We start from the raw sequence: 20,318 nt of genomic DNA, 5'->3' as shown, positions 1-20,318 counted from the left end.
GAGAAAATGGGAGACCGATCCACCGTGCCGTACGTCAACGTCAAGATCACCCGCGAAGGCGCCACCGCCGCCCAGAAGGCCGCGATCATCGCCGGCGTGACCGACCTGCTGGTCAAGGTCCTCGACAAGGACCCTGCCACCACGTTCGTCCTCATCGACGAGGTCGACCTGGAGGACTGGGGCGTCGGCGGCGTCCCGACGGATGAGTACCGCCGCCGCGCACGGTCGTAGCGGCCGGGCCTCGTCGGGCCGCGGCGCCGCGTCGGGCGCAGTGTCCGCCCGACGCGGGCGGCGTCCGGGCTACGGGAGGACCGCGACGCCGTCGAGCTCCACCATCGCCCGGTCGTCCCAGAGGCGGACCACGCCGATGACGGCCATCGCCGGATAGTCGCGGCCCGCCGACTGCCGCCAGATGCGGCCCAGTTCTGCCGCATGGGCCCGGTACGCCGCCACGTCCACCGCGTACACCGTCACCCGGGCCAGGTCCGCCGGGGCGCCGCCCGCCGCGGCGAGGGCCGTCAGGAGGTTGGCGAGGGCGACCTCGAACTGCTCCGGCAGGCTGTCGCCCACCACCTTGCCCTCGCCGTCCAGCGCGGTCTGGCCCGCCAGGAACACCAGCCGGGTGCCGGTCACCGCGACCGCGTGCGAGAAGCCCGTCGCGGGCGACAGCTCCGCCGGGTTGATCCGGTCGAGGCTCATCGCGCCGCCACCTTCCCCGGCCGGGCCTGCGGCAGGGCTCCGTACAGTTCCTTCGCGATGATCGTGCGCTGCACCTCGCTCGCCCCCTCGTAGATCCGTGGCGCCCGCACCTCCCGGTAGAGGTGTTCCAGCAGATGGCCCCGCTGCAGGGCGACCGCCCCGTGCAGCTGGACCGCGTGGTCCACCACGTACTGGGCGGTCTCCGTGGCCAGCAGTTTCGCCATCGCCGCCCGGCGCGGGACGTCGCCCGCCCCGCTGTCGTAGGCCGCGGCCGCCGCGTACACCAGCAGTCGGGCCGCCTCCGTGCGGGTGGCCATCTCCGCCACCCGGTGCGCCACCGCCTGAAGGTCGCTCAGCGCCCCGCCGAACGCGCTGCGGCCGGCCGTGTACGCGAGCGTCGCGTCCAGCGCGGCCCGGGCCATGCCCACCGCGAAGGCGCCGACGCTCGGCCGGAAGAGGTTCAGGGTGTCCATCGCCACCCGGAAGCCCCGTCCCGGCTCGCCGAGCAGGTCCTGCGGGCCGACCGGTACCCCGTCGAAGGCGAGGGAGCCGATGGGGTGCGGGGAGAGCATGTCCAGGGGAGCGCCGGAGAGTCCGGGGCGGTCGGCCGGGACCAGGAAGGCCGAGACCCCCTTCGCCCCCGGCCCCTCGCCCGTTCGGGCGAACACCGTGTAGAAATCCGCTTCGGGGGCGTTGGAGATCCAGCGCTTCTCACCGCTGAGCCGCCAGCCCCCACCGTCGGCCGGAGCTGCGGCCGGATCGACGGTCGCCGCCAGCGCCAGCGCCGCGGCGTCCGAGCCCGCCCCCGGCTCGCTCAGCGCGAAGGCCGCCACCGCCCGCCCGGCGCGCACCTGCGGCAGCCAACGTTCCCGCTGCGCCTCGCTCCCCGCGTGCAGCACCGGGTACGCGCCCAGTCCTTGCAGGGCGAGCGCCGTCTCGGCCTCCGTGCAACCGTGGGCGAGGGACTCCCGCAGCAGGCACAGGTCCAGCGCGCCCGAGGCGAACACCCGATCCAGCAGACCCAGCTCCCCCAGCGCCGCCAGCAGCGGCCGGTTGACCCGACCCGGTTCCCCCTTCTCGGCCAGTGGCCTCAGCCGCTCCGCCGCCAGTGCGCGCAACTGCCCGCACCACTCCTCCTGGTCCACCCCGAGCGCGAATCCGGTCATCCGAATATCCCCGCTTCTATCGCGTCCTGTTGACTGCCGTCACCATCACGATACGCTCCTGGAAGGACCTCCAGCGGTGGCTGGAGGAACTACCGCACGGCCGGCTCCACCCCACCCCGGACCGCTGCAGGGGGCGACCCGCCTTGGACCTCAAGCCTTCCGCTCACACCGACACCTTCGCCCGTGACCATCTGCCACCCGCGCACACCTGGCCGGAGCTGGTCTTCGATCTGCCCGAACTGGCCTACCCGGACCGCCTGAACTGCGGTGCCGAGCTGCTCGACGCCACCATCGCCCGGTTCGGTCCCGCGGGCGCCGACCGTCCGGCCTTCCGCAGCGGCGCGGGCGAGGTGTGGACCTACGGCGGCCTGCGCGAGCGCGTGGACCGCCTGGCCCACGCGCTCACCGCCGACCTCGGCGTGGTCCCCGGCAACCGGGTGCTCCTGCGCGGACCCACCGGCCCCTGGCTCGCCGCCTGCTGGCTCGCGGTGATGAAGGCGGGCGCGGTGGCGGTCACCGTACTGCCGCAGCAGCGCGCGCAGGAGCTGGCCACGGTCTGCGCGATGGCCCGGGTGGGGCACGCCCTGTGCCACGCGGACGTACTGGACGACCTGGTCAAGGCCGAGGTGCCGGGGCTGCGGATCACCGTGTACGGGGGCGGGGCGCCGGGCGATCTGCTCCGGCTGGCAGAAAGACATCCCGAGCCCTTCCCGGCCGCCCCGACCTCAGCGGACGACGTCGCCCTGATCGCCTTCACCTCAGGGACCACCGGACGCCCCAAGGGCTGCATGCACTTCCACCGCGACCTGCTCGCCGTCGCCGACACCTTCTCCCGCAGCGTGCTGCGGCCCCGCCCGGACGACGTCTTCGCGGGCAGTCCGCCGCTGGGGTTCACCTTCGGTCTCGGCGGGCTGGTGATCTTCCCGCTGCGGGCCGGGGCCTCGGCGCTGCTGCTGGAGGAGGCGGTACCGCGCCGGCTGCTGCCGGCGCTCGCGGAGCACCGGGTGACGGTGCTGTTCACCGCGCCCACCGCCTACCGGACGATGCTGGACGCCCTGGGCCCGTACGACGTGGGCATGTACGACCTGTCCGCACTGCGCCGCTGCGTCTCGGCCGGGGAGAACCTGCCCGCCGCCACCTGGCAGGCCTGGTACGAGCGCACCGGCCTGCGCATCATCAACGGCATCGGGGCGACGGAGCTGCTGCACATCTTCATCTCCGCCGCCGACGAGGACATCCGGCCCGGCACGACGGGCCGGGTGGTCCCGGGCTGGGAGGCCCGGGTGGTGGACCGGTCGGGGCGGCCGGTCCCGGACAACGAGCCGGGGCTGCTGGCCGTACGCGGCCCGGTGGGCTGCCGCTACCTGGCCGACCCCCGGCAGGGGGAGTACGTACAGGGCGGGTGGAACCTGACCGGTGACACCTACGTCCGCGATCCGGAGGGCTACTTCAGCTACGTCGCCCGCGCCGACGACATGATCGTCTCGGCGGGTTACAACATCGCGGGGCCCGAGGTGGAGGAAGCCCTGCTGCGCCACCCGGACGTGGTGGAGGCGGCCGTGGTGGGCCTCCCGGACGAGCGGCGCGGACAGATCGTGGTGGCGTACACCGTGGCACGCGACGGCGCGGTGCTGACGGAGGAGGTCCTGCGCACCTTCATGCGGGCGGAACTGGCCCCGCACAAGTGCCCGCGCTCCTTCGTCTTCCTGCCCGCGCTCCCCCGCACCGCGACGGGCAAGCTGCAGCGCTTCCGGCTGCGCGAACCCGGCGCCCGGCCCGATCCGCCCGACAGGATCTAGAGTGAACCCGTGGTCGAGCAGCACACCCCGCGATCCCTGATCGTCACGTTCTACGGAGCCTACGGGCGGGCCTTCGAGGGCCCGGTCCCGGTGTCCGCGCTGATCCGCCTGCTGGGCGCGGCCGGCGTGGACGCCCCGTCGGTCCGCTCGTCGGTGTCCCGGCTGAAGCGCCGCGGCTTCCTGCTGCCCGGGCGCGCGGCGGACGGTTCGGCGGCGTACGGGCTCTCCGAGGAGGCGCGGCAGCTGCTGGACGACGGCGACCGGCGGATCTACGGCAGCCCGCAGCTGTCGGACGAGTGGCTGGTGGCGGTGTTCTCCGTCCCCGAGCAGGAGCGGAACAAGCGCCACCTGCTGCGCTCGCGGCTGGCCCGGCTCGGTTTCGGCGCGGTGGCGCCGGGCGTGTGGATCGCCCCGGCCCAGCTGTACGAGGAGGCCGCGCACACGCTGGAGCGGCTGCACCTGACGCCGTACGTGGAACTGTTCCGCGGCGCCCACCTCGGTTTCGCGCCGACCGCCGAGACGGTGGCGCGCTGGTGGGACCTGGCGGCCCTGGCCAAGCAGCACGAGGAGTTCCTCGACCTGCACGAACCGGCTCTGCGCGCCCTCCAGTCGGGCCCGGAGCCGACCCCGGAGGAGGCCTACCGCGGCTACCTCCTCGCACTCGACACCTGGCGCCGGCTGCCGTACGCCGACCCGGGCCTGCCGCGCGCGCTGCTGCCGGCGGGCTGGCCGGGCGACCGCTCGGCGGCCGTCTTCGCCGAACTGCACGAACGCCTGCGGGATGCGGGGGAGCGCTTCGCGCAACCGTGACGGGCCGGGGCACGTCCTACCCACACATGACGTCACCTGCTGCGCGGCCCTCCCCCAAGAGGCGTCTCCTCACGCTGGGCCCGGCCGCACTCGCCGGACTCGCGTTCGGCTGCGCCGCCATCTCGCTGGCCTCCCACGCCCGGCATTACTGCGACGCCGGCGCGGACCCGGGCGGCATCCTGGAGCTGAGCCTCACGCTGCTCCCGCTGACCGTGGCCTTCACGGCGATCGCCCTGTTCGTGGCGTACCTGCTGGACCGGCAGCCCGTGGCGCTGCAACTGGGCACCGTCCTGTTCGTGCTGGCAGGCCTGACGGTCCTGTACTTCGCCGTGCGCGGCACCCTCGACGGCTATCCCGGGGACCGCACCAGGTGCGGACCCGGCAACGTGCCGCCGTGGTGGCCGGGTTGGCTGCCCGCTTAGGCCGTCTCCGGGGGGCCTGGCAGGGGAAAACCGGATGCGGGCGGGCCGGGCACCGCGCCAGCATGGGACATGAACTGGACCTTCACCACAGATCTGGCGGCCTTCGTGCGCGCGGCGGGCCCGGCCCTGGCCGCGCGGCCCGTCCCCCACACCGTCCTGCTGACCGTGACCGACGCTCTGGCGCGGCGCGGTCCCGATGCCTACGGCGGCGGCACCCCCTTCTTCGGCTGGTGGACCGGCACCGACGGCGCCGTCGCCGGCGGCCTGCTGTGCACCCCGCCGTTCCCGCTGCACCTCGGCGTGGTGCCCGAGGAAGCGGTCCGCGCGCTGGGGGCGGCGCTCGCCACCGAACCGCTGCTCGCCGGGGTGCGCACGCTCAACGCCCGCCGCCCGGACGCCCGGGTGCTGGCCGAGGCATGGGGGCGGCCCACCCGGACCTCCGAGGAGCAGCGCCTGTACCGGCTGGCCGCCCTGGCCGCCCCGGACCCCGCCCCGGCCGGGCGGGCCCGGCCCGCCACCGAGGCCGATCTACCGCTGCTGCTGGAGTGGGTCACGGCCTTCAAGGCCGAGGCGGGCGTGCCGGGCAGCGCCTCCGAGCCCGTGCTGCGCGACCGGATCTCCTATGGCGGGGCCCTGCTGTGGGAGCGGGCCGGGACCCCCGTCTCGCTGGCCGGCTTCTCCCGCGCGATCGGTTCGGCCTCCCGCATCGGCCCGGTCTACACCCCGCCGGAGCACCGCGGCCGCGGCTACGCCGCCGGGGTCACGCACGCGGCGAGCGAAGCGGCGTACGCGACCGGCGCCGCCGAGGTCCTCCTCTTCACGGACCTGGCCAACCCCACCAGCAACGGCGTGTACCTGCGTCTGGGCTACACCCCGGTCGAGGACCGCACGGAGATCGTCTCGGCCTGACGGGCCGGACGGCCTGGGTCGTCTCTTTTGGATCTTGTCGGCCGAGCCCGCGTCGTCCGGTGCCGTGCATCGCAAGGCGGAGGAGCGCCGTTGTACTGGACGTACTGCGGTGCTCCGACAACGCGGCGAGGTGCGGTGCCGGGCGACGCGGGCCCGGCAAGATCCGAAAGAGACGGCCTAGCCGCGGCCCGTCGGCGGGGGGCGGCTGCCCGCGCGGTACGGGGCCGGCCAGGGCGCACCAGGGCCTTCGTAGGACTGGTCGGCGGCCGCGTGCAGGGTCCAGTGGGGGTCGTAGAGGTGGGGGCGGCCCAGCGCGCAGAGGTCGGCGCGGCCGGCCAGCAGCAGGGAGTTCACGTCGTCCCAGGAGGAGATGGCGCCGACCGCGATGACGGGGACGCCGAGCGCGCCCCGGATCCGGTCGGCGTACGGGGTCTGGTACGAGCGCCCGTACTCGGGGGCCTCGTCCGCGACCACCTGGCCCGTCGAGACGTCGATGGCGTCCGCGCCGCGGGCGGCGAAGGCGGCCGCGATCCGCACCGCCTCCTCGGGCGACGTGCCCCCGGGTGCCCAGTCGGTGGCCGAGAGGCGGACCGTCATCGGGCGTTCCTCGGGCCAGACGGCACGCACCGCGTCGAAGACCTCCAGCGGGAAGCGCAGCCGGTTCTCCAGGGAGCCGCCGTACTCGTCGGTGCGGTGGTTGGTCAGGGGGGACAGGAACCCGGAGAGCAGGTAGCCGTGGGCGCAGTGCAGTTCGAGCAGATCGAATCCGGCGTCGGCGGCCCGGACCGCGGCGGCCGCGAACTCGGAGCGCAGCGCCGCCAGGTCCGTGCGCTCCAGGGCCCGCGGGAGCGCCGAGACGCCGGGCCGGTAGGGCAGCGCGGAGGCGGCCACCAGCGGCCAGTTGCCCTCCGGCAGGGGGTCGTCCATGCCTTCCCACATCAGCCGCGTCGAGCCCTTGCGGCCGGCGTGCCCGAGCTGGACTCCGAGGGCGGTGCCGGGCGCCGAGGTGTGGACGAAGTCGGCGATCCGCTTCCAGGCGGCCGTCTGCTCCTGGGTGTAGAGGCCCGCGCAGCCGGGGGTGATCCGGCCCTCGGCGGACACGCAGACCATCTCGGTCATCACCAGCCCGGCCCCGCCGAGGGCCCGCCCGCCCAGGTGCACGAGGTGGAAGTCCCCCGGCACACCGTCCTCGGCGGAGTACATGTCCATCGGAGAGACGACGACCCGGTTGCGCAGGGTCAGGCCGCGCAGGGTGAACGGCGTGAACATCGCGGGGGTGCCGTCCGGACAGCCGAAGTCCCGCTCCACCGCCCGCGTGAACCGCTCGTCGCGCAGCCGCAGGTTTTCGTGCGTGACCCGGCGGCTGCGGGTGAGGAGGTTGAAGGCGAACTGCCGCGCGGGCTGGTCGACGTAGCCGGCGATTTCCTCGAACCAGTGCCGGCTCGCGGCCGCCGCCCGCTGGGTGCTGGCGACCGCGGGGCGGCGGGCCGTCTCGTAGGCGGCGAGGGCGGCCGGTACGTCGTCCGGCGCGGCGGCCACGGCTTCGGCGAGCGCGAGCGCGTCCTCCACCGCCAGTTTGGTGCCGGAACCGATGGAGAAGTGGGCGGTGTGCGCCGCGTCGCCGAGCAGCACCGTGTTGCCGTGCGACCAGTGCGCGTTGACGACGGTGCGGAACTGCGTCCAGGTGGAGCGGTTGCCGTGCAGCGGGCGTCCGCGCAGGGCCTCGCTGAAGATCTTGGCGCAGCGGGCCGCCGACTCCTCCTCGTCGCACAGGTCGAAGCCGGCCGCCCGCCACACCTCGTCGCGCATCTCCACGATCACGGTGGAGGCGTCCGCCGAGTAGGGATAGGCGTGCAGCTGCATGACCCCGTGCTCGGTCTCCGCGATCTCGAAGCGGAAGGCGTCGAAGGCGAAGTCGGCGGCGAGCCAGATGTAGCGGCAGCGCCCGGCGGTGAGCATGGGGCCGTAGTGCGCGGAGTCCGCCTCCCGGACGGCGCTGTGCACCCCGTCGGCCGCGACGACCAGGTCGTACGAGGCCGCGAGCACGGCCGCCGCCGGGGCCTGTGAGCGGAAACGGAGCCGGACGCCGAGCCCGGCGCAGCGCTCGTGCAGGATCTCCAGCAGCCGGCGCCGCCCGATGGCCGCGAAGCCGTGGCCTCCGGAGGTCAGCAGCCGGCCCCGGTGGACGATGTCCACGTCGTCCCAGCGCACGAACTCCGCGCTCAGGGCGGCGTGGACGACGGTGTCGGCCCGCTCGATGCCGCCGAGAGTCTCGTCGGAGAGCACCACGCCGAAGCCGAAGGTGTCGTCCGGGGCGCCCCGCTCCCAGACCTCCACCGTGTGGCCCTGGCGGGCCAGCAGTGCGGCGGCGTACAGCCCTCCCGGTCCCCCGCCGACGACGGCGACCCGCATGGCACCCGGAGTCATGTGACTACCTGCCCTTCCACTCCGGCGGCCGCTTCCCGGTGAAGGCCGCGTGGAACTCCGCGTAGTCCTCGCCGTGCATCAGCAGGGCCTGGGTGGCGGCGTCCAGTTCCACGGACGCGGCCAGGGGCATGTCGAGCTCGGCGGTGAGCAGCGCCTTGGTCTGCGCATGGGCGAGGGCGGGGCCCGCGGCCAGGCGCGCGGCGAGTTCGGCGGCCCGTACGTGGGCCTTGCCCTCCTCGGTGAGCTCGCTGAGCAGGCCGATCCGCTCCGCCTCGGCCGCGTGCACGGGCTCTCCGAGCATCAGCAGCCGGGTGGCGTGGCCGAGGCCGACGACCCGGGGCAGCAGGTAGGCGGCGCCCATGTCGCCGCCGGAGAGGCCGACGCGGGTGAAGAGGAAGGCGAAGCGGGCGGTGGGGTCGGCGATCCGGAAGTCGGCGGCGAGCGCGAGTACGGCCCCGGCACCGGCGGCCACGCCGTGCACGGCGGCGATGACCGGGAAGGGGCATTCGCGGATGGCGCGGACCACCTGGCCGGTCATCCGGTTGAAGTCGAGGAGCTGGGCGGTGTCCATGGCGAGGGTGGCGCCGATGATCTCGTCGACGTCCCCGCCGGAGCAGAAGCCGCGCCCCTCGCCGCCGAGCACGAGGGCGCGCACGGAGCGCTCGCGGGAGAGTTCGCCGAGCAGATCGCGCAGGTCGGCGTAGGCACCGAAGGTGAGCGCGTTCAGCTTCTGGGGGCGGTCGAAGGTGACGGTGGCGACGCCGTCCTGCCGGGTGATCCGGAGGTGGTGCCACCGTTCGGTCGCTGGTGTGGAACCGGTGAAGGGGCTCACACCACCGAAGGTATCACCAGATCGTGACTGCCGTCACAGAAGCGCGACACTTTCGCGCCCGGGGTGCCCTGCGGGACGAGAATTCGACTTCGTATCGTTGAAAGCGGGAGCTCTCCACTTGCGCACGGTTCGCTCCCGACGCGACACCCGACACCGGAACGGATGGTCCTTCCTTGCCCGACGCCTCCGCCTGGCGGATCGCCCTGCCCCGCACGGCGGCCGCCGTGCCCCTCGCCCGCGCCCTCGTCCGCACCGCGCTGGCCGACACCGACGCGCCCGCCGACCGGGACACCGCGGAGCTCCTGACGGCGGAACTGGTCGCGAACGCCGTGGAGCACACCCGCTCCGGCGCCCCGATCGAGCTGGTCGTGGAACTGCTGGCGAGCGGCTGCCAGGTCGAGGTCCACGACGGGGATCCGAGCCCGCCCGGCAATCTGTCGGCCCGTCCGGCCGCGGACCGCCCCGACCCCTGGCAGGAGCACGGCCGCGGGCTGCTGCTGATCCGGGCCCTGAGCTCCGACTGCGGTCACCGCGCCACCCCGGGCGGCAAGGCCGTGTGGTTCACCCTGCCCGCGCAGCGGACCGGCCCCGGCAGGGCGTGACCCGGCCACGGCACGGCATTCGGCTCCGGCGTATGACTATGCGTCACTCCGGCCGGGCCGGCCGAGCGTGGCGACAAGTACGGCCTTGATGGTGTGCAGCCGGTTCTCGGCCTCGTCGAAGACGATGGAGTGCTCGGACTCGAACACCTCGTCCGTCACCTCCAGGGATTCCAGGCCGTGCCGCTCGTGGATCTCCCGGGCCACCTTGGTGCCGAGGTCGTGGAAGGCCGGCAGGCAGTGCATGAACTTCACGTCCGGGTTCCCGGTGGCGCGCAGCACGTCCATGGTCACCGCGTACGGGGACAGGGCCGCGATCCGCTCGTCCCAGACCTCCTTGGGCTCGCCCATGGAAACCCAGATGTCGGTCACGACGAAGTCCGCCCCGGCGACCCCCTCGGCCACCTCCTCGGTCAGGGTGAGGCGGGCGCCGCTCTCCGCCGCGAGCTCCCGGGCCGCGGCCACCACCGACTCGGCGGGCCAGTAGGCCCGGGGCGCGACGATCCGTACGTCCATGCCCAGCAGCGCGCCGGTCACGAGGTAGGAGTTGCCCATGTTGAAGCGGGCGTCGCCGAGGTAGGCGAACGCGACGTGGTTCAGCGGCTTGGCGGTGTGCTCGGTCATGGTGAGCAGATCGGCCAGCATCTGGGTCGGGTGCCAGTCGTTGGTGAGGCCGTTGAAGACGGGGACGCCGGCGTGGGCGGAGAGCTCCTCGACGGCCTCCTGGCTGTCACCGCGGTACTCGATCCCGTCGAACATCCGGCCCAGCACGCGGGCGGTGTCCTTCACCGACTCCTTGTGGCCCATCTGGGATCCGGCGGGGTCGAGGTAGGTGGTGTGGGCACCCTGGTCCGCGGCGGCGACCTCGAAGGCGCAGCGGGTCCGCGTCGAGGTCTTCTCGAAGATCAGCGCGATGTTCCTGCCCTGCAGCAGCCGCTGCTCGACCCCGGCCTTCTTGGCCGCCTTCAGGTCGGCGGCGAGCTCGATCAGGCCGCGGAACTCGGCGGCCGTGAAGTCCAGCTCCTTGAGAAAACTGCGGCCGGCGAGGTCGGTGGCCATGGGGTCGCTCCAGCGTCACGGTGACAGGGGATGCTGGAAGTCTATACGATCCTCTGTATTGATATACAGACCGGTCCACCGGCCGGGCCCGGGACCCCTTCCCCGGGCCCGGCCGGTCTCAGACCGCGTCCCGCTCGACGGGACAGCTCATGCAGCGCGGGCCGCCCCGGCCCCGCCCCAGCTCGCTGCCCGGGATCTCGATCACCTCGATGCCCATCCTGCGCAGGTGGGTGTTGGTCGTCACGTTCCGTTCGTACGCGACGACCACTCCAGGCTCCACGGCCAGCACGTTGCAGCCGTCGTCCCACTGCTCGCGCTCCGCCGAGTGCACGTCCTGCGTCGCGGTCAGCACCCGGATCGAGTCCAGACCGAGCGCCCCCGCGATGGCCCGGTGCATGTGGTCCTCGGGGTGGTCGGTCACCTTCAGCTCATGCGGCCCGCCGCCCGGCTCGATCGTGTAGGAGGGGAGCATGCCGAGCCCCGCGTACTGAGTAAACGTATCTCCGTCGACCATGGTCATCACCGTGTCCAGGTGCATGAAGGCCCTCGACTTGGGCATGTCGAGCGCCACGATGGTCGTCGCCGAACCCGCCGCGAACAGACCCCGTGCCAGCATCTCCACCGCCTGCGGGGTGGTCCGCTCGCTCATCCCGATCAGCACCGCGCCGTTGCCGATGACCAGTACGTCCCCGCCCTCGATCGTCGAGGGATAGTCCGCCTGCCCCTGCGACCAGGTGTGGAAGGCGCCGGAGGTGGTGAAGAGCGGGTGGTGCTTGTAGATCGCCTCGAAGTGGACCGTCTCGCGCTGCCGGGCGGGCCAGCGCATCGCGTTGATGGACACCCCGTCGTAGATCCAGGCGGAAGTGTCCCTGGTGAAGAGGTGGTTGGGCAGCGGGCCCAGCAGGAACCCGTCCAGGTCCAGCGCGTGGAAGCGCACGGACACCGGCTCGGCGTGCCGTTCCAGGAACTCCCGCTTGGTCATCCCGCCGACCAGCGCCTCCGCCAGTTCGGCCGAGGACAGCCCGTCGAAGACCGATCTCAGGTGGTCGGTGGCGAGCGGTCCGTACTCCTTCTCGTCGAAGACGCGGTCCAGTACGAGGTGTCTCGCCTCCGGGATGTCGAGGGCCTCGCACAGCAGGTCCCCGAAGAGGTGGACCTCCACGCCCCGGTCCCGCAGCACGTCCGCGAAGCCGTCGTGCTCCTGGCGGGCCCGGCGCACCCACAGCACGTCGTCGAAGAGGAGCGCGTCCTTGTTGCTCGGTGTGAGCCGCTTCAGCTCCAGGTCGGGCCGGTGGAGGATGACGCGGCGAAGCCGCCCGGTCTCGGAGTCGACATGGAATCCCATGCCGTACACATTCCCAGACCGAACGGCTTTTTGACGTGGCGTCCGCTCAGCGAGGGGTCGCGAGGCCGAGAAGCGCCGAAGGGGCGCCGGTGAGTTCCGGGGTGGTCAGGCCCAGTTCGGGCGCGGTCAGGTTCGGCACCCCGGAGTTGGAGGCGTCCGGCATCGTCAGCAGACCGCCGGCGACCAGGGCGGGCGTCCGGGCCAGCAGGTCGGTGGCCGGCGCCTTCACGGATCCCTCGCCGTCCGTCTCCGGCTTGCCCAGCAGGTTCGGCACCGGGGAGGTGACGAGGGTGCTGCCGAGCTCGGTGCCGACCGGTACCGACGGGAGCAGTGGGGTCGGGAGCATGTTCCCCTTGTGGAAGCGGGGTGACTCGGGCGCTCCCACGACCGGCATCGGCACGCCGGTGCCCACGCGCGGGGTGTCCACGCCCAGCGTGGCCTTCACGGCGTCCAGCGGGACATCGACCGGTACCGACTGGGCCACGGCCGGGGTGGCCGCGCCGGCCGCAGCCATACAGGTCATGAGTGCCGCAATGCTTCCGCGCGCGGTCATCTTCATAGGTGACGTTCCGTCCTTCCAGGGTCGCGGACATTCCGCTGCCCTGGTTGAACGATCCCGCCGGTGGGTTTCCCGGAGTTCTCCGCGAAAGTTCCCCCATACGACCTAATTAGAGGCCGTACGGGGGCCACTCCTTTACGTACCGTGCTGACGCGGCCCGCCCCCGCGACGGCGCCCGCGAGCGTGCTCGCTCACAGGCGCGGGTCGACCGGCTCCGACTCCAGCGCGAGCACCGCGAAGACCGCCTCGTGGACCCGCCACAGCGGCTCCTCGGCCGCCAGCCGGTCCAGTGCCTCCAGCCCGAGCGCGTACTCGCGCAGGGCGAGCGAGCGCTTGTGCCCGAGGAACCGCTCGCGCAGCCGCTCCAGGTGGTCCGGACGCGTGTACTCCGGGCCGTAGATGATCCGCAGGTACTCCCGCCCGCGCACCTTCACCCCGGGCTGGACCAGCCGGCCGCTTCCGTCCCGGGCGTACGCCTGGAGCGGCTTGACGACCATGCCCTCGCCGCCGGCGGCCGTCAGCTCCAGCCACCAGTCGGTGCCCGCCCGTACGGAGTCCTCGTCCGCGGTGTCCACCAGGATCCGGCCGGTGCGGCGCAGCAGCCCGGTGCCGGCCGCCTCGTCGGCGGCGACCAGGCGGTCCAGCCAGAACAGCTGCTCGTCGTGGGGCACGGCGGCCAGCGACCGCCCGGCCGCCGCGAGCAGCTGGAACGGCGCGAACCGTACGCCGTCCAGCCCGTCGGTGGTCCAGCAGTAGCGCCGGTACGCGTCGGTGAAGGCGGCCGCGTCGGTCGCCCGGCCGCGCTGGCGCTCCAGCAGTGCACCGGTGTCGACGCCCCGGGCGGTGGCCGCCTCCAGGGCCGCGACGGCGTCCGGGAAGACGGCGCCGGATGCCGCGCCCACGGCGGCGTACTGGTTGCGCAGCAGGCCGGTGGACTTCAGGGACCAGGGCAGGAGTTCCCCGTCGAACAGCAGCCAGTCGGTGCCGAGTTCCTCCCAGAGACCGGCGTCGGTGACCGCCGCGCGCAGCCGTGCGAGGACCTCTTCGGTGACCTCCGGCTCCTTGAAGAAGGGCCGCCCGGTACGGGTGTAGACGGAGCCCGTCGGGCCGTCGACGCCGAAGCGGGTCCGGGCCGCGTCGGCGTCCTTGCAGACCAGGACGGTCGCGCGGGAGCCCATGTGCTTCTCCTCGCACACCACCTGGGCGATGCCGTCCTTGCGGTACTGGGCGAAGGCCTCGGCCGGGTGCTCCAGATAGCCCTCCTCCCGCGAGGTGGCGGTCGGCGCCATGGTCGGCGGCAGGTAGGGGACGAGGCGGGGGTCCACGGCGAAGCGGCTCATGACCTCCAGGGCCGCCGCCGCGTTCTCCTCGCGCACGTTGACGTTGCCCAGGTGCCGGGTCTCCACGACCCGGCGGCCGTGCACGTCGGCCAGGTCGAGCGGGCGCCCTCCCCCGGACTCCGTCCGGGGGGACCCCCAGTGTCCGCCCGGCGCCTCGGCGACGAGCGGCTTGACCGGCTCGTACCAGACCTTCTCGGCCGGTACGTCGACCAGTTCGCGCTCGGGCCAGCGCAGGGCGGTCATCCGGCCGCCGAAGACGGCGCCGGTGTCGAGGCAGATGGTGTTGTTGATCCAGGTGGTGTCCGGGACCGGGGTGTGGCCGTAGACCACGACGGCCTTGCCGCGGTAGTCCTCGGCCCACGGGTAGCGCACGGGCAGGCCGAACTCGTCGGTCTCGCCGGTGGTGTCCCCGTACAGGGCGTGCGAGCGGACCCGGCCGGAGGTGCGGCCGTGGTACTTCTCGGGCAGCCCGGCGTGGCAGACCACCAGCCTGCCGCCGTCGAGGACGTAGTGGCTGACGAGGCCGCGGATGAACTCCCGCACCTCCTGGACGAACTCCTCCGGCTCCGCCTCCAGCTGCTCGATGGTCTCGGCGAGGCCGTGGGTCCGCTGGACCTTGGAGCCCTTCAGATAACGGCCGAGCTTGTTCTCGTGGTTCCCGGGCACGCACAGGGCGTTGCCGGACTTGACCATGCCCATGACGCGGCGCAGCACGCCGGGGCTGTCGGGGCCGCGGTCGACGAGGTCGCCGACGAAGACGGCGGTGCGGCCAGCGGGGTGGACGCCGTCCTCGTAGCCGAGCTTGGCGAGCAGGGTCTCCAGCTCGGAGGAACAGCCGTGGATGTCACCGACGATGTCGAAGGGGCCGGTGAGGTGGGTGAGGTCGTTGAACCGCTTCTCCAGGACCACCTCGGCGGTCTCGGCCTCGTCGACGGAGCGCAGTACGTGGACCTTGCGGAAGCCCTCGCGCTCCAGGCCGCGCAGCGAGCGGCGCAGGTCGCGGCGGTGCCGCTGGATGACCGCGCGGGGCAGGCCGGCCCGGTCGGGGCGGGCGGCGTTGCGCTCGGCGCAGACCTGCTCGGGCATGTCCAGGACGATGGCGATCGGCAGGACGTCGTGCTCGCGGGCGAGCTGGACCAGCCCGCGGCGGGCCTCGGCCTGGACGCTGGTGGCGTCGACGACGGTGAGGCGGCCGGCGGCGAGGCGCTTGCCCGCGATGTAGTGCAGGACGTCGAAGGCGTCCCGGCTGGCGCTCTGGTCGTTCTCGTCGTCCGAGACCAGGCCCCGGCAGTAGTCGGAGGAGATGACCTCGGTGGGCTTGAAGTGCTTGCGGGCGAAGGTGGACTTGCCCGATCCGGTGGCCCCGATCAGGACGACGAGGGACAGGTCGGTGACGGGAAGTGTGCGCGTACGGGGGGTCTCGGTGCCGGTCATGCTGCCTCGCCCTCCTTCGGGGTGTCGGTGGTGTCAGCGGTGTCGGTGGTGTCGTTCTGGGTGAAGACGGCCATCTGGGTCGGCGGCCCGACCTCGGGGTCGTCGTCGCCGACGGGCACGTACCGGACCCCGTAGCCGTGGCGGCGCGCGACCTCGTCCGCCCAGGCTCGGAACTCCTCGCGGGTCCACTCGAAGCGGTGGTCGCCGTGGCGGACGTGCCCGGCGGGCAGGGTCTCCCAGCGCACGTTGTACTCGACGTTCGGGGTGGTGACGAGGACCGTCCGGGGACGGGCCGAGCCGAACACCGCGTACTCCAGGGCGGGCAGCCGCTCCGGATCCAGGTGCTCGATGACCTCGCTGAGCACGGCCGCGTCGTAGCCGCCGAGCCGCCTGTCGGTGTACGCGAGCGAGCCCTGCAGCAGGGTGACGCGCGCTCTCTGCCGCTCACCCATCCGGTCAAGCCGCAGCCGCCGGGCCGCGATCTGCAGGGCGCGCACGGACACGTCCATACCGACGATCTCGGTGTACACCGGGTCGTTCAGCAGCGCCTGGACCAACTGGCCCTGTCCGCAGCCGAGGTCCAGTACCCGCTGGGCGCCGGCGCCCCGCAGCGCGGCGAGGATCGCCTCGCGCCGCTGCACGGCGAGCGGCACCGGACGCTCCTCCGTGTCGCGGTCCTCGTCCACCGCGTTGTCGAGCTCCTCGACCTCGCTGCCGTCGGACTCGGCGAGGCGGACCAGTTCCAGGCGCTCGATGGCGTCCTGGGTCAGCCGCTTGTGGCGGGCCAGGTAGCGGGAGGAGATCAGGCCGTTCTCGGGGTGGGCGGCGAGCCAGCCGTCTCCGGCGCGCAGCAGCTTGTCGACCTCGTCCGGGGAGACCCAGTAGTGCTTGCCGTCGTCGAGCACCGGGAGCAGTACGTAGAGCTGGCGCAGGACGTCGGCGAGGCGCAGTTCGCCCTCCAGGACGAGCCGTACGTAGCGGGAGTCCCCCCACTCGGGGAACTGCGCGTCGAGCGCCACGGCCTCGGCCTGTACGAGGTCCCAGCCGAGCGGGCCGAACAGCCTGTGCACGAGCTCGGCGCCGCCGCGGGCGGGCAGTACCGGGATCTCGATGCGCAGCGGCCGGGCCTGCTCCGGAAGTTCCGGACGGGCGGCGCACTGCCCCTTGAGCGCGGTGCGGAACACTGCGCTGAGCGCGACGGCGAGCAGCGAGGACGCGGCGTACGGCCGGTCGTTGACGTACTGCGCGAGGGCGGCGTCCGGCGCCCCGCCGCGGCCCTTGCCCCGGCCGCGGCGCACGAGCGCGACGGGGTCCACCTCCAGCAGCAGTGCCGCCGTGCACCGCTGGGCCGAGGCCTCGGGGTAGAACACGTGGGCGGTGCCGTGGGAGGTGGAGAACGCCTGCGTCCTGTCGGGATGCTTGTGCAGCAGGTGACCCAGGTCGGTAGCGGGGCGTTCGGGGGAGCCGGTGGTGGAGATCGTCAGGAACACACCATCGATTGTTGCTGGTCACCCACCCGGCCTGCCTCCGGTTTTTCGAGGTCGCAGCTCAGCGCGGCCGGCCGGGCAGCCGCGAACGGAGGGCTGCGATCCGGTCCGGGCCGATGCGGCAGCAGCCGCCGATGAGGCGGGCGCCGGTGGTGTGCCAGGCCTCGGTGGGCCAGGGGGCCGGGGTGCGGGGGCTGTGCCAGGTCCGGGTGTCCGCGTTCCAGACCGAGCCGTCGTTGGGGTAGGCCAGCAGCGGTTTGGCGGTCGCGGCGGCCGCGGCCTCGAGGGCGGGCAGGACATCGGCGGGGTCGCAGCAGTTGACGCCGACCGCGATGACTTGCGGGGACGCCGCGGCCAGGGCGAAGGCCCCGGGGAGCGGCCGGCCGGACCGCGTGCGGCCGTCGGCCACCGTGTACGAGAGCCAGGCGGGTGCGCCGGTCTCCGCGAGGACGGTGAGCACCGCTTCGGCCTCGTCGGTGTCCGGGACGGTCTCCACGGCCAGGACGTCGGGCCCGGCGGCGAGCAGGGCCTCGATGCGGGGGCGGTGGAAGGCGGCGAGTTCGCGCACGGTCAGGCCGTAGCGGCCGCGGTACTCGGAGCCGTCCGCGAGCACCGCGCCGTACGGGCCCACGGAGGCGGCCACCCACACCTCGTGGTCGGCGGCGTCGGCCGCGCGGGCGGCCAGGTCCACGCTGCGGTGCAGCAGGGCGGTGGACTCGGCGTGGCCGGGGCCGATCTGGTAACTGGCGGTGATCAGCACCTCGGCGCCGGCCCGCGCGTACGCCGCGTGGGCGGCCTCCACCTGGTCCGGGCGCTCGGCGAGCACCCGGCCCGTCCAGAGGTCGCCGGACAGGTCGCAGCCCTGGGCGGCGAGCTGATTGCTGAGCCCGCCGTCCAGGAGCACGGCCCTGCGGGCCAGGGCTTCGGCGAGCGGGCCGGTCGCGCGAGGCATCGGTCGCGCCCCTAGCGGAGCTGGGACAGCACCTGGGCGGAGATCAGCTCCAGGTGGTCCAGGTCGTCGAGGTCGAGCAGCTGGAGGTAGATGCGGGAGGAGCCGGTGGCGCCGTAGGCGCCGATCTTCTCCACGACCTCGGCCGGGGAGCCGGCCAGGCCGTTGGCCTTGAGCTCGTCCACGTCGCGGCCGATGGCGGCGGCCCGGCGGGCCACCTCGGCGTCGTCCTTGCCCACGCAGACGACCAGGGCGTTGGAGTAGCGCAGGTCGTCGGCCTTGCGGCCGGCCTCCTCGGCAGCCTCGCGGACCCGGCCGAACTGCCGCTCGCTGTCCGCGATCGACGCGAAGGGCATGTTGAACTCGTCGGCGTAGCGGGCGGCGAGCCGCGGGGTGCGCTTGGCTCCGTGGCCGCCGATCAGGACGGGGACCTTGGCCTGGGCGGGCTTGGGGAGCGCGGGCGAGTTCTCCACCCGGTAGTGCTTGCCCTCGTAGTCGAAGGTGTCGCCGGCACCGGTGGCCCACAGGCCGGTGACGATGGCCAGCTGCTCCTCCAGCCGGGACATCCGGTCCGCCGGGAAGGGGATCCCGTACGCCTTGTGCTCCTCCTCGAACCAGCCCGCGCCCAGGCCCAGTTCGATGCGGCCGCCGGACATCTGGTCGACCTGGGCCACCTGGATGGCGAGGACTCCCGGCAGCCGGAAGGTGCCGGCCGTCATCAGCGTGCCGAGGCGGATCCGCTTGGTCTCCCGGGCCAGGCCCGCGAGGGTGATCCACGCGTCGGTGGGGCCGGGCAGGCCGTCGGCCGATCCCATCCGCACGTAGTGGTCGGAGCGGAAGAACGCATCGAAACCCAGGTCCTCGGTGGCCCTGGCGACGGTCAGGAGGGTGTCATAGCTCGCGCCCTGCTGGGGCTCGGTGAAAATTCGAAGATCCATACCCCCCATCCTGCACTTCCCGCCCCGGCAGGGTGAATCTTCGTCAACCGGACGGCCCGCCCCCGGGCCCGCCAGTGACCAGCCCGGACGGTGATCGTTGGCTCGGACGGAGCCGGACCGCCCGGCCCGCGCGCCGGCGGCTTCCCGTCGGTGCGTCCACCGCCCCCTTCCGCCCCGGAAGGGCCAGAGCCGAGGAGGCCGCGATGTCCCACGAGGCCGCGCCGGAGACCCACCCACACGCCGGACCGACCGGACAGACAGCACAGGAAGCGCCCGACCTTGCAGGTCAGGAGCCCGCGGTACCCGACCGGGCCGAAGGCGCGCCGAAGGGCCTCCTGCAGCAGATGGAAGAACTGATGGCGGCACTGAACGCCGATCTGTCCCGGCTCGACGCCGATCTCCAGGCCTCCACGGACCGCACCCCCGAGGGCGGGCGCCCGTCCTCCCGGCCATCCTGACCGTGCGGGTCCCGTCGCGCACGGCGGGACCCCGCCCGTACCGCCCTCAGGCAACGCCCGAAGCCGAACCCCGCTCGCGCACCGTCATGCGGCGCAGGATCGCCCGTACCCGGTCACTCGACTCGTCGGCCGCGTCGATCGACTCTATGCACTGCCAGTAGAGGGCCTCCTCGTCCGTCCCGCAGGCCACCCCGACCAGGGCTATCCCCACTTCACCCAGCAGTGCCTGGAGTCCGAGCAGCGCCTGCCGGACGTCCGACACCTCGCTCAACTGCGCCGCCCTCGGCGGATACTCGGGCGCGCTGCCCTCTCCGCGCAGGGCCGCCCGGTCGATCACCCCGCAGCCTCTGCCTCCCGCTTCCCCCAGTCCCCGTGCCTCCGATCTCAGTTCCGGCGGCCCGGTGACCGCCAGATAGCTCCCTATGCCCTGCGCGAGCGCCTGGGTCTGCCAGGCCTCGCCCACGATGTCCCACGCAGCCCCGCTCTGTGCCAGCGCGTGCCGGCCGGCCGCGATGAGCCGTACCGCATCCATATGCCGTCCCCCGTCCGCACGACATCCCGCCGTCCTCACCACTACCCAGAGTGAGGGCAATGAGCCAGTAAAGCCAGGGGTATTCGGAAAATGTGGACACAAACGTGATTGTGGATGAGTCCATCACTCCGAAGAGTGACGATTCGGTGTCGGTGTACCCGGCACGGGGAAGCGGATTTCGTTCCTCTCGATCTTCGCGGCGAGCGCATCCAGCACATCCACCCCGAGGACCTCACAGAACTGCAGCAGATACGCGAGCACGTCGGCCACCTCATCGGCCACGCGATGGGCGGATTCCGGCTTCTCCATGACCCTCGCCGACTCCTCGGGCGTCAGCCACTGGAAGATCTCGACGAGTTCGGCCGCCTCCACACTGAGCGCCACCGCCAGGTTCTTGGGCGTGTGGTACGGCTCCCAGCCGCGCGCCGCCGCGAACTGCGCGAGCCGGCGCTGCAGTTGCTCCAGCCGCTCGTCGGGCCGCCGCCCGGCCGGCTGCGACGGCTCGGGCGGCCCCGACGGCTCGGGCGGCCGAGTCGGCTCGGGCGGCCGAGTCG

The 20,318-nt window shown here is 73.1% G+C and carries 20 protein-coding genes; 7 read left to right on the top strand and 13 right to left on the bottom strand.

Annotated features, from left to right (window positions below):
* Positions 1–6: 6 nt before the first annotated feature.
* Positions 7–231: a tautomerase family protein gene (locus tag OG444_RS28930; protein ID WP_327264928.1), complete on the top strand. Its 225-nt coding sequence runs from the start codon at positions 7–9 to the stop codon at positions 229–231.
* Positions 232–300: 69 nt separating this feature from the next.
* Here OG444_RS28930 and OG444_RS28925 read toward each other — a convergent pair whose 3' ends face one another.
* Both OG444_RS28925 and OG444_RS28920 read right to left on the bottom strand, forming a co-directional pair.
* Positions 301–699 (bottom strand): RidA family protein, encoded by a 399-nt coding sequence (locus tag OG444_RS28925; RefSeq protein WP_327264927.1) that lies wholly within the window; start codon positions 697–699, stop codon positions 301–303.
* Entirely contained in the window at positions 696–1,865 is a 1,170-nt protein-coding gene (locus OG444_RS28920) for an acyl-CoA dehydrogenase family protein (RefSeq protein WP_327264925.1), read from the bottom strand. The genes OG444_RS28925 and OG444_RS28920 overlap by 4 nt, the downstream gene beginning before the upstream one ends.
* A gap of 143 nt (positions 1,866–2,008) precedes the next feature.
* Between OG444_RS28920 and OG444_RS28915 the strand changes: the two genes are divergently transcribed.
* The 4 genes from OG444_RS28915 (at position 2,009) to OG444_RS28900 (ending at position 5,805) form a co-directional block, all read left to right on the top strand.
* On the top strand, positions 2,009–3,664 hold the full coding sequence (locus OG444_RS28915) for an AMP-binding protein (protein ID WP_327266966.1): 1,656 nt from the start codon (positions 2,009–2,011) through the stop codon (positions 3,662–3,664).
* 9 nt (positions 3,665–3,673) lie between these two features.
* Positions 3,674–4,474 carry a PaaX family transcriptional regulator gene (locus OG444_RS28910; RefSeq protein ID WP_327264924.1) on the top strand — a complete coding sequence of 267 codons (801 nt, stop codon included), beginning with the start codon at positions 3,674–3,676 and terminating at the stop codon, positions 4,472–4,474.
* Positions 4,475–4,500: 26 nt separating this feature from the next.
* On the top strand, positions 4,501–4,896 hold the full coding sequence (locus OG444_RS28905; RefSeq protein WP_327264923.1) for a hypothetical protein: 396 nt from the start codon (positions 4,501–4,503) through the stop codon (positions 4,894–4,896).
* 69 nt (positions 4,897–4,965) lie between these two features.
* Complete coding sequence (locus OG444_RS28900; protein ID WP_327264922.1) at positions 4,966–5,805, top strand: GNAT family N-acetyltransferase; 840 nt, start codon at positions 4,966–4,968, stop codon at positions 5,803–5,805.
* A 177-nt stretch (positions 5,806–5,982) separates the two neighbouring features.
* Here OG444_RS28900 and OG444_RS28895 read toward each other — a convergent pair whose 3' ends face one another.
* Positions 5,983–8,232 carry a bifunctional salicylyl-CoA 5-hydroxylase/oxidoreductase gene (locus OG444_RS28895; RefSeq protein WP_327264921.1) on the bottom strand — a complete coding sequence of 750 codons (2,250 nt, stop codon included), beginning with the start codon at positions 8,230–8,232 and terminating at the stop codon, positions 5,983–5,985.
* A 4-nt stretch (positions 8,233–8,236) separates the two neighbouring features.
* The gene (locus tag OG444_RS28890; RefSeq protein ID WP_327264920.1) at positions 8,237–9,064 is read right to left on the bottom strand and encodes an enoyl-CoA hydratase family protein; all 828 of its coding nucleotides are present in this window, start codon (positions 9,062–9,064) and stop codon (positions 8,237–8,239) included.
* Positions 9,065–9,237: 173 nt separating this feature from the next.
* Here OG444_RS28890 and OG444_RS28885 point away from each other — a divergent pair, with 173 nt between their 5' ends.
* Positions 9,238–9,666 carry an ATP-binding protein gene (locus OG444_RS28885; protein WP_327264919.1) on the top strand — a complete coding sequence of 143 codons (429 nt, stop codon included), beginning with the start codon at positions 9,238–9,240 and terminating at the stop codon, positions 9,664–9,666.
* Between the two features lie 36 nt (positions 9,667–9,702).
* On the opposite strand, the gene argF is transcribed toward OG444_RS28885, so the two are convergent.
* From argF to OG444_RS28850, 7 genes are all read right to left on the bottom strand, one after another.
* Complete coding sequence (argF, locus tag OG444_RS28880) at positions 9,703–10,722, bottom strand: ornithine carbamoyltransferase (RefSeq protein WP_327264918.1); 1,020 nt, start codon at positions 10,720–10,722, stop codon at positions 9,703–9,705.
* 118 nt (positions 10,723–10,840) lie between these two features.
* The gene (locus OG444_RS28875) at positions 10,841–12,067 is read right to left on the bottom strand and encodes an arginine deiminase (protein ID WP_327264917.1); all 1,227 of its coding nucleotides are present in this window, start codon (positions 12,065–12,067) and stop codon (positions 10,841–10,843) included.
* 46 nt (positions 12,068–12,113) lie between these two features.
* Positions 12,114–12,590, bottom strand: a complete 477-nt coding sequence (locus tag OG444_RS28870; protein WP_327264916.1) for a hypothetical protein — start codon at positions 12,588–12,590, stop codon at positions 12,114–12,116.
* Between the two features lie 227 nt (positions 12,591–12,817).
* On the bottom strand, positions 12,818–15,400 hold the full coding sequence (locus tag OG444_RS28865; RefSeq protein WP_327264915.1) for a polynucleotide kinase-phosphatase: 2,583 nt from the start codon (positions 15,398–15,400) through the stop codon (positions 12,818–12,820).
* Complete coding sequence (locus tag OG444_RS28860) at positions 15,397–16,890, bottom strand: 3' terminal RNA ribose 2'-O-methyltransferase Hen1 (protein ID WP_327264914.1); 1,494 nt, start codon at positions 16,888–16,890, stop codon at positions 15,397–15,399. Before OG444_RS28860 ends, OG444_RS28865 begins: the two co-directional genes overlap by 4 nt.
* A gap of 58 nt (positions 16,891–16,948) precedes the next feature.
* Entirely contained in the window at positions 16,949–17,839 is an 891-nt protein-coding gene (gene mmuM, locus OG444_RS28855) for a homocysteine S-methyltransferase (protein ID WP_327264913.1), read from the bottom strand.
* A gap of 11 nt (positions 17,840–17,850) precedes the next feature.
* The gene (locus OG444_RS28850) at positions 17,851–18,774 is read right to left on the bottom strand and encodes an LLM class F420-dependent oxidoreductase (RefSeq protein ID WP_327264912.1); all 924 of its coding nucleotides are present in this window, start codon (positions 18,772–18,774) and stop codon (positions 17,851–17,853) included.
* A gap of 203 nt (positions 18,775–18,977) precedes the next feature.
* Here OG444_RS28850 and OG444_RS28845 point away from each other — a divergent pair, with 203 nt between their 5' ends.
* A complete protein-coding gene (locus OG444_RS28845; RefSeq protein WP_327267077.1) occupies positions 18,978–19,232 on the top strand; it encodes a hypothetical protein in 255 nt (84 codons plus the stop codon).
* A 46-nt stretch (positions 19,233–19,278) separates the two neighbouring features.
* Here OG444_RS28845 and OG444_RS28840 read toward each other — a convergent pair whose 3' ends face one another.
* Complete coding sequence (locus OG444_RS28840) at positions 19,279–19,764, bottom strand: DUF6099 family protein (RefSeq protein ID WP_327264911.1); 486 nt, start codon at positions 19,762–19,764, stop codon at positions 19,279–19,281.
* A 123-nt stretch (positions 19,765–19,887) separates the two neighbouring features.
* Positions 19,888–20,229 (bottom strand): nucleotide pyrophosphohydrolase, encoded by a 342-nt coding sequence (locus OG444_RS28835; RefSeq protein ID WP_327266965.1) that lies wholly within the window; start codon positions 20,227–20,229, stop codon positions 19,888–19,890.
* Between the last annotated feature and the right edge of the window lie 89 nt (positions 20,230–20,318).

The sequence above is a fragment of the Streptomyces sp. NBC_01232 genome (genome assembly GCF_035989885.1).
Lineage (GTDB): Bacteria > Actinomycetota > Actinomycetes > Streptomycetales > Streptomycetaceae > Streptomyces.
Note: the sequence above shows the minus strand (reverse complement) of the source record. Positions and strands in the feature narration are given on the sequence as shown.

Coding starts and splice junctions, on each gene's coding strand:
- OG444_RS28930 (WP_327264928.1), top strand. CDS start 7: ATGGGAGACCGATCCACCGTGCCGTACGTCAACGTCAAGATCACCCGC.
- OG444_RS28925 (WP_327264927.1), bottom strand. CDS start 699: ATGAGCCTCGACCGGATCAACCCGGCGGAGCTGTCGCCCGCGACGGGC.
- OG444_RS28905 (WP_327264923.1), top strand. CDS start 4,501: ATGACGTCACCTGCTGCGCGGCCCTCCCCCAAGAGGCGTCTCCTCACG.
- OG444_RS28840 (WP_327264911.1), bottom strand. CDS start 19,764: ATGGATGCGGTACGGCTCATCGCGGCCGGCCGGCACGCGCTGGCACAG.
- OG444_RS28895 (WP_327264921.1), bottom strand. CDS start 8,232: ATGACTCCGGGTGCCATGCGGGTCGCCGTCGTCGGCGGGGGACCGGGA.
- argF (WP_327264918.1), bottom strand. CDS start 10,722: ATGGCCACCGACCTCGCCGGCCGCAGTTTTCTCAAGGAGCTGGACTTC.
- OG444_RS28875 (WP_327264917.1), bottom strand. CDS start 12,067: ATGGGATTCCATGTCGACTCCGAGACCGGGCGGCTTCGCCGCGTCATC.
- OG444_RS28845 (WP_327267077.1), top strand. CDS start 18,978: ATGTCCCACGAGGCCGCGCCGGAGACCCACCCACACGCCGGACCGACC.
- OG444_RS28900 (WP_327264922.1), top strand. CDS start 4,966: ATGAACTGGACCTTCACCACAGATCTGGCGGCCTTCGTGCGCGCGGCG.
- OG444_RS28865 (WP_327264915.1), bottom strand. CDS start 15,400: ATGACCGGCACCGAGACCCCCCGTACGCGCACACTTCCCGTCACCGAC.
- mmuM (WP_327264913.1), bottom strand. CDS start 17,839: ATGCCTCGCGCGACCGGCCCGCTCGCCGAAGCCCTGGCCCGCAGGGCC.
- OG444_RS28870 (WP_327264916.1), bottom strand. CDS start 12,590: ATGACCTGTATGGCTGCGGCCGGCGCGGCCACCCCGGCCGTGGCCCAG.
- OG444_RS28920 (WP_327264925.1), bottom strand. CDS start 1,865: ATGACCGGATTCGCGCTCGGGGTGGACCAGGAGGAGTGGTGCGGGCAG.
- OG444_RS28850 (WP_327264912.1), bottom strand. CDS start 18,774: ATGGATCTTCGAATTTTCACCGAGCCCCAGCAGGGCGCGAGCTATGAC.